Origin of the sequence: Terrabacter sp. MAHUQ-38 (assembly GCF_014518425.1) — a bacterium.
GTDB lineage: Bacteria > Actinomycetota > Actinomycetes > Actinomycetales > Dermatophilaceae > Terrabacter.
The window spans coordinates 338,523-352,058 of the sequence record NZ_JACVCU010000004.1 but is presented as its reverse complement, the minus strand read 5'-3'; the positions used below and the strand labels follow the sequence as shown (position 1 = coordinate 352,058).

Sequence of the window (13,536 nt, the reverse complement as noted above, 5' to 3'; positions counted from 1 at the left end):
TGGGTGCGGCCGGAGCCGTCCCCCCCGCCCGGTCGGCGGTCTGCGTGCCGGTCATCAGGCGGCGTCGGCCTTGTCCACCGCGGCCGCGACGAGCGGCACGAAGAGCTGCGTCATGTACGGGATGGACAGCGGCGTCGGCGAGCTCATCGTCAGGCCGACCTTCTGGTCCTTCGTCGCCACGAGCGCGCCCGACCTGATCGCGGGCACCTGGCCGATGAGCGGGTCCTTCGTCATGACGCCGACCTCGGACTCCTCGGTGACGTAGGTGAGGAAGACGTCGGACCTGAGCGCCCCGGCCTGCTCGGCGCTGACGGTGAGGTAGAACTCCTTGGAGCCCTTGGCCCGCTCCTCGACCACCGGCGCGTTCGTCATCCCGAGCTCTGTGAGCATCTGGGGACGCAGGTCGCTCGGCGTGTAGAAGCCGATCTGCGACAGGTCGGTCGGGGCGATGTAGCCGTAGATGAAGGTCTTGCCGGCGAGCTGCGGGTATCTCGCCCTGGCAGCGTCGAGCACGGCGACGGTCCTCGCCTCGACCTGCTCGGCCTGCTTCGTGCGGCCGAGCGCCTTGCCGATCGTCTCGAGCGACTCCCGCCAAGGCGTGCCGTAGGCCACCTTGGGGTAGGCGACGACGGGTGCGAGCTTCGAGAGCTTGGCGTACTCGTCCTTCGTGATGCCGGAGTTCGTCGCGAGGATGAGGTCGGGCTCGAGCTTCGCGATCTCCTCGATCGGGTTGCCGTCGGCGTCGTCGAAACGGGTCGGCTGCGTGCCGCCGAACGTCGCGAGCTGCTTGTCGAACCAGTCGGTCGAGAGGTTCTTGTTGCCACCCCAGGTGACCTTCGGAGCCCCTACGGGGGCGACTCCGAGGGCGGCGACGTGGTCGGCGTCGGACCAGCCGAGCGTCACCACGCGCTTGGGCTCCTTGGCGATGCTGGCCGTGCCGAAGGCGTCCTTGAGGGTGACAGGGTATGCCGCCGGGTCGGCGCCGGTGGCCCCGGCGGCACTGGCGGCTGGGGCCTGGGCGGCACTGCCGCCGGTCGGGCCGGTGGTGCAACCGGTCAGGACGAGGACCGCAGCGGCTGCGGTCGCGAGGGCGCTTCTGAGGCGGGACACGGTGACGAGGTCTCTCTGTCGGTGACGGGGGCCCGGCCATCCCTGTCGGACACGTTACGGGATGGCATTAGGTAAGGCTCACCTTAGTAAGGATCACCTAATTGCTGTCAAACCCGGCCCGGCATGCGTCCGGCCCCGTGCGCGCGCACGGGGCCGGACGGCATACGACAGCAGTGAAGAACCCTGTCAGACAAAGAAATCGGCTACAGCGCACCGCCGAGGGTGACACCACCGTCGATGGTCAGGGTCTGGCCGGTGATCCACGACGCATCGCCGCTGAGCAGGAAGCTCACGGCGCCCGCGACGTCCTCGGGCAGGCCGAGCCGCTTCATCGGGTATGCGCGCACGACCTTCTCCTCGCGCCCCTCGTAGAGCGCTTCGGCGAACTTCGTCTTGACGACCGCCGGGGCGACCGCGTTGACGCGGACGTCGGGACCGAGCTCGTACCCGAGCTCGGTCGTCAGGTGGATGAGGGCCGCCTTGGACACGCCGTACCACCCGATGACGCCGCTCGCGCCCTGCCCCGCCACCGACGCGAGGTTGACGACAGCACCCGGGTGGGCCACGTCGCCGAGCCCAGCTGCCACGGCCTTCCTGATCCACGAGAACGCCGCGACGACGTTGACGTCGAGTACCTTGCGCGCGACGTCGAGGCCGCTGTCGAGCATCGGACCGTAGGCCGGGTTGATGCCGGTGTTGTTGACGAGCAGGTGCAGGCCCCCGAACGTGGCATGGGCCGCGGCGACCACCTCGTCCTGGTGCGCCTCGTCGGCCGCGTTCCCGGCGACCCCGAGGGCGTTGTCCGGGCCGCCGAGCTGCTCGACCACCTCGGCGAGCGCCTCGGGCTTGCGCGCCGTGATGACGACCTTCGCGCCCTCGGCGACGAGTCGCTCGGCGATGCCCAGACCGATGCCGCGGCTCGCGCCGGTGACGATCGCGACCGCTCCCTCATGCACCCCCATCAGAGGCCGAGGTCCCGGCCGATGAGCTCCTTCATGATCTCGTTGGAACCCGCCCAGATCTTCGTCACGCGCGCGTCGCGCCAGGCGCGAGCCACGCGGTACTCGTTCATGAACCCGTAGCCGCCGTGCAGCTGCACACAGTGGTCGAGCACGTCGTTCTGCACCTGGGAGCTCCACCACTTGGCCTTCGCGGCGTCGACGGCGGACAGCTTGCCCTCGGCGTGCGCGGCCACGCAGTCGTCGACATACGCCTCGGCCACCTCGATCTTCGTCACGAGCTCGGCCAGGAGGAACTTGTTGTGCTGGAACGCGCCGATCGGCTGGCCGAAGGCCTTCCGGTCCTTGGCGTACTGGATCGTCTCCTCGAGGATCGCCTTCGCGTGCGCCACGTTCGAGACAGCGGCACCGATCCGCTCCTGCGGCAGGCGCTGCATCATCGCGATGAAGCCCATGCCCTCGTCACCGAGACGGTTCTCGTCGGGCACGCGGACGTTCTCGAAGAACAGCTCCGCGGTGTCGGACTCGTCCATGCCGACCTTGTCGAGCTTGCGCCCGTTGTTGAAGCCCTCCATGCCGCGCTCGACCATGAACAAGGTGATGCCCTTGGCACCCTTCGAGGGGTCGGTGCGGGCCGCGACGATGACGAGGTCGGCCTGGTAGCCGTTGGTGATGAAGGTCTTGGAGCCGTTGAGCACCCAGAAGTCCCCGTCGCGCACGGCGGTGGTCTTGAGCGCCGCGAGGTCCGAGCCGCCCGAGGGCTCGGTCATCGCGATCGCGCAGATGAGCTCGCCGCTCGCCATGCCGGGGAGCCAGCGCTGCTTCTGTTCCGCCGTGCCGAGGTCGACGATGTAGGGCGGGCACACATCGGAGTGGATGCCGAAGCACGAGCTCGTCGCGGCGTTGAAGCGCGACATCTCCTCGGCGACGACGGCGTTGAAGCGGTAGTCGTCGACGCCTGCACCACCGAACTCCTCGGGGATGTCGAAGCCGAAGAAGCCCTGCTTGCCCGCCTCGGCCCAGATCTCGCGCGGGATGGACTTCAGCGCGATCATCTCCTCGGCACGCGGCGCGAGCGTGCGGGCGACGAACTCGCGCGCCGACGCGCGCATCGCCTCATGGTCCTCGTCGTAGATGTTGCGGGGCATGGCGTCCTCCATCGGCGTGCTCACGGGTACGGCGCGCCGGTACCGCTCGGTAACTAAGCGCTTGCTTAGTCTGACTCCGCTGCGGCATGCTGTCAACGTGCCGCAGCCGACCACGACCCCGCCGCCACCGGGCGCGCCGACGTCCGACCCCGACGCCTCGACCGTCGAGCGGCTGATGCAGGCCGCGGCCCACGCGTTCGCCGACAAGGGCTTCCACGCGACGACGACGCGCGACATCGCGTCGGGCGCCGGACTCTCACCGGCCGGCGTCTACGTGCACTTCGGCTCCAAGGAGGAGCTGCTCTTCAACCTCAGCCGCAGCGGGCACGAGTCGGCGCTTCGGCTGCTCCGGGGCGCGATCGCCGACGGCCCGACTCCCGCCCACCAGCTCGCCAACGTCATGAGGCGTTTCTCCGAGTGGCATGTCGAGCAGTACCAGGTGGCTCGCGTCGTGCAGTACGAGCACCACCACCTGACGCCCGAGCACCACGCGGAGGTCCTCGCCCTGCGCAAGGAGATGGACTCCGTCGTGCGTGACGTCCTCGACCGCGGCGTGGCCGACGGCACGTTCACCGTCGACGACAGCGGCGACACGGCCCTGGCCCTGCTCTCGATCGTCGTCGACGTGGCGCGGTGGTACTCCCCCACGATCCGGCGCACCCCGGCCGAGATCGGTGCGACGAACGCCGCGCTCGCACTGCGCCTCGTCGGCGCCACGCACCGGGCGTGACCGTTGCCTCGGGGCACACCGTCCTGCAGGTGCCCGTCCCTGCCCTCGAGCCGTTCGTGCGCACCCGGGCCGCCCACTACGACCCTGCCTGGGTGTCGGATGACGCGGGGTTCGTCCATGCTCATGTGACGGCTCTCGCTCCCTTCCTCCCCGCCGCGGCCCTCGACCGCCCGGCCCAAGGACGCGTGGCCGAAATCGTCGCCGAGACGGCGGCCTTCACCTTCGAGCTGGCACGAGTCGCGACGTTTCCGAACGGCATCATCCATCTGCTGCCGGAGCCCTCCGAGCCGTTCCGCGAGCTCACGGCTCGGCTCGTCGAGGCATTCCCGGAGTGCCCGCCGTACGAGGGCAGGTTTCCCGAGGTGATACCGCATCTGACGCTCGATGCGCAGGCCCCCGGCGTGACGGAGCAGAGCACCATCCGGCTGCTCGGCGACCTGGTGCCGGTGCAGTGCCGCGCCGAAAGGCTCGACCTCGCCTGGTACGAGGCAGACGGCTGTCACGTCATCCGCTCGTGGGCACTCGGCGCGACGGTTCAGGAAACAGCTGACACCGCAAGCGGTTTCGGTTCCGTCGGTGCGGGCGGCGCCAGGTCGATCGTCAAGCGGGGCAGGAAGAACTGGACAAGCGGCCCGATGGAGACGGCGTAGAGGACGGTGCCGAGGCCGACGGGGCCGCCGAGCACCCACCCGACCGCGAGCACGACGACCTCGATCGTCGTGCGCACGAGCCGGATCGACAGACCCGTCCGGCGGGCGAACCCCGTCATGAGCCCGTCTCGCGGGCCGGGGCCGAGCTGGCTGCCGATATACAGGCCACCCGCGACGCCGTTGAGCACGAGACCCGAGACGAGCAGCGGCACTCGCGCCCACAGCGACTCGGGTGCGGGGATGAGCGCAAGCCCGGCGTCCGCGGCGAGCCCGATGACGACGACGTTGGCGACGGTGCCGAGTCCGGGCCACTGGCGTAGCGGCACCCAGAGCAGGAGCACGAGGGCGCCGACGGCGATGGTCATCTGCCCGAAGGTGAGCGGAACGTGGTTCGCCAGGCCCGCGTGGAACACGTCCCACGGGTCGAGGCCCAGTGTCGAGCGGATCATCATGGCCATCGAGACGCCGTAGAGGGTGAGCCCGACGAGCAGCTGGACGACCCGACGGGGCAGCCGGCCGGCGTGCAGCTGCTGCAGCGGCGTGAGGTTCTGGAGGGGCACGTGGCGTCTCATACGGATCATCGTCCCGCACCACTGGACTGATTTTTGAGAGCCAATCGTGCGAGAGTGGACCCATGCGCACCGTCTCCGCCCGCTCCGTGGGGCTGCTGCTCGGGCCCGAGCCGCTGTCCCGGCCGGCGTACCGGTCCCTCGCGGACGCCATCCGCCGGCTCATCAGCGACGGTCGGATCCTCGTCGGGACGCGTCTGCCGAGCGAGCGGGCCCTGGTGAGCGAGCTGCGCCTCAGCCGCACCACGGTCGGCGGGGCGTTCGAGGCTCTGCGCGAGGAGGGTTTCGTCGTGACGCGGCGCGGCTCGGGCAGTGTTGCCGCGCTGCCCGCCGGTCCCTCCGGGCTCGCGACGTCGAGCGCGGGCCTGATGCCGGCGGACCTGCCCGACGACGTCATCGACCTGACGTATGCCGCCCTCCCGGCCGCCTCGGGAGTGACGGCCGCCTACGAGCGGGCCCTCGCCGACCTGCCCCGCCACCTCGCCTCTTCGGGATACAACCCGCACGGGCTGCCAGAGGCGCGTCAGGCGATCGCGGACTGGTACGAGGGCCGCGGGCTCCCGACCGACCCCAACCACGTCGTCGTGACGTGTGGCGCCCATGCCGGGCTCTCGTCCGTGCTGCGCGCCCTGCTGGACCCGGGCGACCGCGTCCTCGTCGAGTCGCCGACCTACCCGAACGCGCTCGTCGGGGTGCGGCGCTCGGGCCTGCGCCCGCTCGCCCACCCGATCGACCCGCTCGGGTGGGACGCCGAGTCGCTCGGGCTCGCCCTCCGGCAGGGCGGCGCCCGGATGGCGTACCTCGTGCCGGACTTCCAGAACCCCACCGGCCGGCTCATGACGGCGGCCGAGCGCGTGGCGGTGGCGGCCGCGCTCCGCATGGCCCGGACCCAGCCGATCATCGACGAGACCTTCGTCGAGCTCGGGCTCGACACCCAGCCACCCGCGCCGTTCGCGGCGTCGTCGCCGGACGCGATCACGCTCGGCAGCGCGGGCAAGACCTTCTGGGGTGGTTTGCGCGTCGGGTGGGTGCGCGCACCGGGGCCACTCGTCTCCCCGATCCTCGAGGCCCGGCACAGCCTCGACCTCGGCACGGCAGTGCTCGAGCAGCTGGTCCTCGTCGAGCTGCTCCGCGCGGGCGAACCGGTGCTTGCCGAACGGCGAGCCGAAGCGAAGCTGCGCCGCGACGCCTTGGTGACCGCGCTGCGGACCTACGTGCCCGACTGGCGGTTCCGCGTGCCGGAGGGCGGGCTCAACCTCTGGTGCGAGCTGCCCGTCGAACGCGGCGACGCGCTTGCGCGAGCGGCCGAGAGCGTCGGCCTGCGCCTCGCGCGGGGCAGCCAGTTCGGCGTCGGGCCGGGGATGGACCGCTTCGTGCGCGTGCCGTACAGCCGCCCCGCCGACGAGAGCGATGAGCTCGGACAGCGGCTGGCCGAGGCGTGGCAGCTCGCCCTCGGCAGCCGCTCGACGGGCGAGCCCACGACGCCGCTCATCGCGTGAGGGAAGGAGACCCGGGGGCGGTGCCCGGCCTGGTCAGAGCATGCGAGAGGGTCTGACGCGTCACAGGTCGAGGCGCATGACCGGACGGGTTGCGCCCGTCCGCCCGACCACCCGGAAGCCCGACCGTTCGAACGTCGATGCCGCGCCGTGGTAGAGCTCCGAACCACCCACGCGGGTGTTCCTGGCGGCCACGTCGACGGGGTGGCCGACCACGGCTCGCGCGCCGGCGTCACGCGCCGCGGCGACTGCTGCATCGAGAAGCGCGCCACCGATCCCCCTGCGCCGCTGCCCGACCTTGACGACGAAGCACGTCACGGCCCAGACGGAGTCGTCGTGGAGGTCGTCGTCGAGATCGTCGACGAGGCGCTTCATGTCACGGTTGGCCGTGATCCGGGGGAACGTCGTGCGAGGCCCGATCTGGACCCAGCCCACCGCCTGACCCGCCGCGTCGCCGTGAGATTCCGTGGCGGCATAGGCGACGAGACCGACCGGGGCCTTCGACGACGCGACCTGGGAGCGGAGGGCGCCGCGGTTGCGCTCCGCCGACATCGTGTAGTCCGACCCCGTGGTCAGGAAGTACTGGCACCAGCACCACGACGGGGCGCCGCGTGTGCCGAAGACCTCGGCGAGGTCGTCGAAGCGATCCGCGGTGATCTGGTGGATGACGACATCGGCCACCCCGTCAGTCTGCCCGAACGGGGTGGCCGAAGGTCGGCAGCGGGCGAGCGGATCAGTCGCGCGTCAGCTTGCGGTAGGTGACGCGGTGCGGGCGGGCGGCCTCCGGGCCGAGACGCTCGACCTTGTTGGCCTCGTAGGACTCGAAGTTGCCCTCGAACCAGTACCACCTGGCGGGATCCTCCTCCGTGCCCTCGTAGGCAAGGATGTGCGTCGCCACGCGGTCGAGGAACCACCGGTCGTGCGAGATGACCACGGCGCAGCCGGGAAACTCGAGCAGGGCGTTCTCCAGCGAGCCGAGGGTCTCGACGTCGAGGTCGTTGGTCGGCTCGTCGAGCAGGAGCAGGTTGCCGCCCTGCTTCAGGGTCAGGGCGAGGTTGAGGCGGTTGCGCTCGCCACCTGACAGCACGCCGGAGAGCTTCTGCTGGTCGGGGCCCTTGAAGCCGAACTGCGAGACGTAGGCGCGCGACGGGATCTCGACGTTGCCGACCTTCATGTGGTCGAGCCCGTCGGACACGATCTCCCACAGGTTCTTCTTCGGGTCGAGGCCCTCGCGGCCCTGGTCGACGTAGGAGATGCTGACCGTGTCACCGATCTTGACCTCGCCGCCGTCCGGCTCCTCGAAGCCGACGATCGTCTTGAAGAGCGTGGACTTGCCGACACCGTTGGGACCGATGACCCCGACGATGCCGTTGCGCGGCAGCGAGAAAGACAGGTTGTCGATGAGGACGCGGTCGCCGAAGCCCTTCTTGAGGTTCTTGACCTCGATGACCGTGGAGCCGAGCCGCGGGCCCGGCGGGATCTGCAGCTCCTCGAAGTCGAGCTTGCGGGTGCGCTCGGCCTCGGCCGCCATCTCCTCGTACCGGGCCAGGCGCGCCTTGCTCTTGACCTGACGGCCCTTGGCGTTGCTGCGGACCCACTCGAGCTCGGTCTTGAGGCGCTTCGCGAGCTTGGCGTCCTTCTTGCCCTGGATCGTCAGGCGCTCGGCCTTCTTCTCGAGGTACGTCGAGTAGTTGCCCTCGTACGGGTAGAGGCGACCGCGGTCGACCTCGGCGATCCACTGGGCGACGTTGTCGAGGAAGTAGCGGTCGTGGGTGACGGCGATGACGGCGCCGTGGTAGGACTCGAGGTGCTGCTCGAGCCACTGGACGGACTCGGCGTCGAGGTGGTTGGTCGGCTCGTCGAGCAGGAGCAGGTCGGGCTTCTGCAGCAGGAGCTTGCAGAGGGCGACACGGCGCCGCTCACCACCCGAGAGGTTGGTTACGGGCGAGTCCGGCGGCGGGCAGCGCAGCGCGTCCATCGCCTGCTCGAGCTGGCTGTCGAGGTCCCACGCGTCGGCGTGGTCGATGTCCTCCTGCAGCTTGCCCATCTCGTTGAGCAGCGCGTCGTAGTCGGCGTCGGGGTCGGCCATCTCGGCTGAGATCTCGTTGTAGCGGTCGAGCTTCGCCTTGATCTCGCCCGCACCCTCCTCGACGTTGCCGAGAACGGTCTTCTCCTCGTTGAGCGGCGGCTCCTGGAGCAGGATGCCGACTGTCGCGCCGGCCGCGAGCCGGGCCTCGCCGTTGCTCGGCTGGTCGAGTCCGGCCATGATCTTGAGGATCGTCGACTTGCCGGCGCCGTTGGGGCCGACCATGCCGATCTTCGCGCCGGGGTAGAACGACATCGAGACGTCGTCGAGGATGACCTTCTCGTTGTGCGCCTTGCGCGCTCGGGTCATGGTGTAGATGTACTCGGCCATGTCCAGAGGCTATCGGCCTGCGAGCGCGGCACCGAATCGGCGTCCGCGGCCCCCCGTCTCGCCGCTCCTGCTGTGGGTGGCGGTGGGCACGGTGGCGGGCGGTGGGTGAGAGTGGGTGGTGGCGCCGCCGCACCGCGGTCAGGCCGAGAACGGCTCGACGACCTCGTAGTCGTCGGTCTCGGGGTCACCGGTCGCGAGCACCTCGGCGCCGCCCGTGCGCGGGGCGTCGCTGCCATCGCGTTCGACCTCGTAGCCGTCGTCGACGACGCCGTCGGCGTCCACGTGGGCCGGGCGCAGCGACGCGCCTTCCGAGTCACCGTCGGACATCGCCCGCAGGCTCGCCTGCACGTCGGGGTCGGCGGTGCGGTCCTGGCCGAGCGCTGCGGCGCGGCTCACCCGCTCGAACGTCGCCCGGCCCCACGACAGGTCGTGGCCGATGTGGTCGGCGTCGATCTCGGGCGACAGGCGCGGCTGGCCGTCGTTGCCGACGTACTGCTTGATCGCGACGTTCCCCTCGACGATGACCGGGTGGCCCTTGCGCAGGGCGGTGGCTGCGTTGGCGGCGAGCGCGTTGAAGGCGATGACGCTGTAGAAGCTCGTGTCGCCGTCGAGGTAGCGACCGTCGGCCGTGCGACGGTAGGGCGTGGTGGCGATGCGGAAGGTCGTGAAGACGCTGCCGTTGCGGCCCTGCCTCTCGACGGGCTCGCTGACGACGTTGCCGTGCACGGTGATGCGGGTCTCGTTCATGGGGCTGCTCCTTGCTGGTCCGCGGCGGCCTCGCGCCGCCTGGACCCACCCTCGGGTGCGCGCCCTCCGCCCGACACCCCGGTTCACCGAGCTGTGGACACGACACGCCCTGCGCCCGGGGATGTGGACAGCCACTCCCGGCTCGCGACTCGCACACCGCGCCGGTCTGCACCCGGCAGCCACCGCGACCTCCCGCCCGCTCGTAGGTCAGCCGGCTGCGGCGTCGAGGTGCTCGCGCGTCTCCCGGTGGCGGACGAGGACCTCGTCGATGGGGATGAGGATGTGCTCGTCGGCCACCGTCGCGACCGACTCGGAGAGCCGCTTGCCGATGACCGTTCGCCGGTGACGGGCACCGACCCTCGCCCACCAGCGAGACAGCAGGCCCAGCCCGATCCCGAGAAGGAGGCCGGCGATGAGCATGACGAGCGGGAGGGGCAGGATGCCGATGGCCGGCGTCTCGGGCCGCGGCAGCTGCAGCAGCGCGAAGGCCCAGAGCACGGCGTACCAGGCGAGACCGACGACGGCGACCAGGCCGAGCACCCACTGGAGCAGGTTGACGACGAACCACCACGCGGGCCGGCGCGCCCGCAGCGAGGTGCCGATGATGGCGCGGTCGAGGGCGTCACCCAGGGTGCCCTCTCCCCCGTCGACGGCCTCCTCGACGGCCTGCGCCCAGCGCACCGGGAGGTCGTGGGACGCGTGACGCACGAAGGTCCGCGTCGCGAGGTCGACGGCCGATGCGGTCGAGACGGTCGGCGCGGGGATCGACGATCGACCGAGCACGGCGCGCACGTCGGCGCCGCCGATCGCGACGGGGATGGGGGGACGTCCACCGGTGCGGTCGAGGCGCAGCCGCCGGAGCGGGTCGGCCGCGAAGCCCTTGGTCCATCGTGCGAAGAGCCATCCGGTGTGCGCGAAGGCCTCCCGGCGGTAGTCGCGCGCGACCGCGTCGAGCACGATGGGCACACCCGCCGCCCGGGCCAGGGCCGCGTCGAGACCGGAGCGCTCGAGCTTGCCGACGTCGGCCTCCGTGTCGGCGACACCGCGGCGCAGGCGCGTCGCGGCCCCGACGACGTCGGACTTGAGCCTCTGACGCGAAGCAGCATGTCCCGCAACGGCATTCGCGAGCCGCTGCGTCAGCTCGGGCACACCGCCTCCGGTGACGGCGGACGTCGCGAGCACCGTGGCGTGGGTGACACCGTCGGCGACGAGCAGCTTCTTGAAGTCCTTGGTCAGGGTCTTGACGGCCTCCGCGGTGAGGCGGTCGCACTGGTTGAGCACACCAAGCGTCACGGCGTCGTGCTGTGACATGAGGCTGACGAACTCGTCGTGGAGCCGGGCGTCGGCGTACTTCTGCGGGTCGGTCACCCAGACGAAGACGTCGACGAGCTCGAGGATGCGCTCGGCCTCGCGGCGGTGCGCCACCTCGCGGGAGTCGAAGTCGGGCAGGTCGAGAAGGACGAGCCCCTCGAGGGACCCCACGGCCGCACGACGCCGGTCTGCTGCAACCGCGTTCGGCCCCTCGACGACGTGCCGCGCGTCGACGCCGAGCCAGTCCAGCAGCTCGGAGGCGTCCGTGTCACCCCAGATGGCCGCGGTGGGGCGCGAGGTGGTCGGGCGGCGGGCGCCGATCGTCGCGACGTCGGCACCCACGAGCGCGTTGAAGAGCGAGGACTTGCCGCTGCCCGTCGCCCCGGCGAGCGCGACGACCGTGTGCTCGCCGGAGATGTTCGATCGCTCGACCGCCTTGTCGACGGCGCGCCGGGAGAGCTCGACGTCGGACGGGTCCAGCTCGTCGGCTCCTGACACGAGCGCCAGCGACAGCTCGGTGGTGCGCGTGCCCAGCTCGGCCGCCGAGACGGTCGGCACCGTGGCGCGGCCCCGGCGGGCGGGGCTCATCGGGCGGCCCTGACGGCAGCGGCCGCCGCGGTCAGCTGCTCGGTCTGGTCGGTGTCGACCTTCAACGTGGTGACAGCTCCTTCGTAGCGGGCGAGCTCGGCGGCATACAGCTCGTCGACGCGGACGACCAGCTGCTCACGGGCCTTGCGCGCGAGCTCCCGGACGGCCTGGTCACCGAAGACGGCCTCGAGCAGCTTCTGGCCGACGACCGCAGTGCCGCCGGCGATGCCGACCTCCGCGCCGGTGATGCCGGCGGTGCTCGCGAACGTCACGAGCATGAGGACGACGCCGAGGCCGTTGACGCCGTACGCCATGATCCGGGCGGTCGTGCGGCGGTCGCGACCCTCGTCGCGGACCATCTGCAGGATGTCGCCCTGCCAGTCGCGGACAAGACGCTGGATGCGTGACGTGATGTCGTCGCCGGAGCGGACGAGGTCGGGGTGTGCGGCGAGGAGCTGGTCGCCGCCGGGCAGCGTGCGCCAGGCCCGCGCGATCGCGCCCGCCGCCAGCTCGGCCTCGTTGACGACGAGCGACTCCACACCGGACTGCAGAGCCTCGCCGAGGTGGTCGGCCCGCGCCGGCTCGCCCTTGAGGAACGACGTGAAGCGGTCGCGCACACGCGACACCGTCGACTCGACCTGCCGGAAGAACTCGCCCGTGCCGACGAACTCCTGCCAGCGGGCGAGCACCTCGCCGCGCAGCAGCGTGCCGTCGACCACGCCCTCGTGCACCCGCCTCGCGGCGTCGTCGTACGCCGCCCTCGCCACGTCGACGAGGGCCCGGCCCGCCGCCGTCTGGTCCTCGGTGGCCGCGACGAGCGACCGGCTGCGGGCTTCGAGAGAGACGAGCGCGCCCTGCAGCGTCTGGCGGACGACGTCGGCGCGCGCCTGCGCGTCACCGGCGAGCGCCGCGAGCCAACCACGCAGGCGCTCGGTCTGGTCGTCGGGGAGCAGCCCGTCGCTCAGCTCCGACTCGGCGACCGTGAAGATCGGGGCCTGGTCGAGCCCCTGCTCGCGCAGCATCGTGGCGAGGTGCGTGCGGATCTCGTCGAGCGCCACGGGCGGCACACGGTCGAGGACGACCGCCACGGCGGTGCCGCGCTCGGACGCTTCGCGCAGCAGCTCCCACGGCACGGCGTCGGCGTAGCGCGCTGCCGTGGTGACGAAGATCCAGAGGTCTGCCGCCGCGAGGAGCTGGGTGGCGAGGTCGCGGTTGGCCTCGACGACGCTGTCGATGTCCGGTGCGTCGAGCAGCGCCAGACCGGCCGCGACCTGGTCGGTGGACACGAGGCGGACCGCGCCGGGACCGTCCGACGACGAGTGGCGGCCGGTGATCCGGGCGAGCCCCGGCAGGATGCGTTGCCCGGAGAACCAGGCCTTGTCCGAGGGGTGGTGGACGAGGACCGGCGACCGGGTCGTCGGGCGGAGGACACCCGGCAGCGTGACCTCGCGACCGACGATGGAGTTGACCAGAGTCGACTTGCCGGCACCCGTCGAGCCACCCACGACGGCCAGCAGCGGCGCGTCGAGCGACGTGAGTCGCGGGATGACGTAGTCGTCGAGCTGGTCGAGCAGCCGGCCACGGGTCAGCCGAGCAGCGCGTGCGCTCGGGAGGTCGAGCGGAAGGGTGGCGTCGGACACCGCAGACCGAAGGGTCTGGACCGTCGCGAGGAGACGGGCATTGCCCTCCCCTGAATCACCTGCCACACCGCAATCCTTTCGTGTCGCGCGCACACAACCAAACCGAAAGGCGCCGCGTGTCCACGACATACCCCGAGTCGTGATCTGACCGAGCCACCCGGGGGCCGGATTC

General features: G+C 71.1%; 12 protein-coding genes. 3 read left to right on the top strand and 9 right to left on the bottom strand.

Annotated elements, in window-relative coordinates; all coding sequences use genetic code 11:
• Positions 1-54: 54 nt before the first annotated feature.
• The 3 genes from H9I49_RS16760 to H9I49_RS16750 form a co-directional block, all read right to left on the bottom strand.
• Positions 55-1,110 carry an iron-siderophore ABC transporter substrate-binding protein gene (locus H9I49_RS16760; RefSeq protein WP_188031524.1) on the bottom strand — a complete coding sequence of 352 codons (1,056 nt, stop codon included), beginning with the start codon at positions 1,108-1,110 and terminating at the stop codon, positions 55-57.
• A gap of 203 nt (positions 1,111-1,313) precedes the next feature.
• Positions 1,314-2,072, bottom strand: coding sequence for an SDR family oxidoreductase (locus H9I49_RS16755; protein WP_188031523.1), 759 nt, complete (start codon positions 2,070-2,072; stop codon positions 1,314-1,316).
• Positions 2,072-3,217: an acyl-CoA dehydrogenase family protein gene (locus H9I49_RS16750; RefSeq protein ID WP_188031522.1), complete on the bottom strand. Its 1,146-nt coding sequence runs from the start codon at positions 3,215-3,217 to the stop codon at positions 2,072-2,074. Before H9I49_RS16750 ends, H9I49_RS16755 begins: the two co-directional genes overlap by 1 nt.
• 97 nt (positions 3,218-3,314) lie before the next feature.
• Here H9I49_RS16750 and H9I49_RS16745 point away from each other — a divergent pair, with 97 nt between their 5' ends.
• Together H9I49_RS16745 and H9I49_RS16740 are read left to right on the top strand one after the other, a co-directional pair.
• Positions 3,315-3,947, top strand: a complete 633-nt coding sequence (locus tag H9I49_RS16745) for a TetR/AcrR family transcriptional regulator (RefSeq protein WP_370587614.1) — start codon at positions 3,315-3,317, stop codon at positions 3,945-3,947.
• A gap of 92 nt (positions 3,948-4,039) precedes the next feature.
• Positions 4,040-4,597, top strand: coding sequence for a 2'-5' RNA ligase family protein (locus H9I49_RS16740; protein ID WP_370587613.1), 558 nt, complete (start codon positions 4,040-4,042; stop codon positions 4,595-4,597).
• On the opposite strand, the gene H9I49_RS16735 is transcribed toward H9I49_RS16740, so the two are convergent.
• Positions 4,483-5,169, bottom strand: a complete 687-nt coding sequence (locus H9I49_RS16735; protein ID WP_188031519.1) for a YitT family protein — start codon at positions 5,167-5,169, stop codon at positions 4,483-4,485. The genes H9I49_RS16740 and H9I49_RS16735 overlap by 115 nt on opposite strands.
• Positions 5,170-5,231: 62 nt before the next feature.
• Here H9I49_RS16735 and H9I49_RS16730 point away from each other — a divergent pair, with 62 nt between their 5' ends.
• Positions 5,232-6,665: a PLP-dependent aminotransferase family protein gene (locus H9I49_RS16730; protein WP_188031518.1), complete on the top strand. Its 1,434-nt coding sequence runs from the start codon at positions 5,232-5,234 to the stop codon at positions 6,663-6,665.
• A gap of 60 nt (positions 6,666-6,725) precedes the next feature.
• On the opposite strand, the gene H9I49_RS16725 is transcribed toward H9I49_RS16730, so the two are convergent.
• The 5 genes from H9I49_RS16725 to H9I49_RS16705 form a co-directional block, all read right to left on the bottom strand.
• On the bottom strand, positions 6,726-7,343 hold the full coding sequence (locus tag H9I49_RS16725; protein WP_188031517.1) for a GNAT family N-acetyltransferase: 618 nt from the start codon (positions 7,341-7,343) through the stop codon (positions 6,726-6,728).
• 52 nt (positions 7,344-7,395) lie between these two features.
• The gene (gene ettA / locus H9I49_RS16720; protein ID WP_188031516.1) at positions 7,396-9,078 is read right to left on the bottom strand and encodes an energy-dependent translational throttle protein EttA; all 1,683 of its coding nucleotides are present in this window, start codon (positions 9,076-9,078) and stop codon (positions 7,396-7,398) included.
• A gap of 138 nt (positions 9,079-9,216) precedes the next feature.
• Complete coding sequence (locus H9I49_RS16715) at positions 9,217-9,825, bottom strand: single-stranded DNA-binding protein (RefSeq protein WP_188031515.1); 609 nt, start codon at positions 9,823-9,825, stop codon at positions 9,217-9,219.
• Between the two features lie 207 nt (positions 9,826-10,032).
• Complete coding sequence (locus H9I49_RS16710) at positions 10,033-11,724, bottom strand: GTPase (RefSeq protein ID WP_188031514.1); 1,692 nt, start codon at positions 11,722-11,724, stop codon at positions 10,033-10,035.
• Entirely contained in the window at positions 11,721-13,430 is a 1,710-nt protein-coding gene (locus H9I49_RS16705) for a dynamin family protein (RefSeq protein ID WP_188031513.1), read from the bottom strand. Before H9I49_RS16705 ends, H9I49_RS16710 begins: the two co-directional genes overlap by 4 nt.
• Positions 13,431-13,536 lie beyond the last annotated feature (106 nt).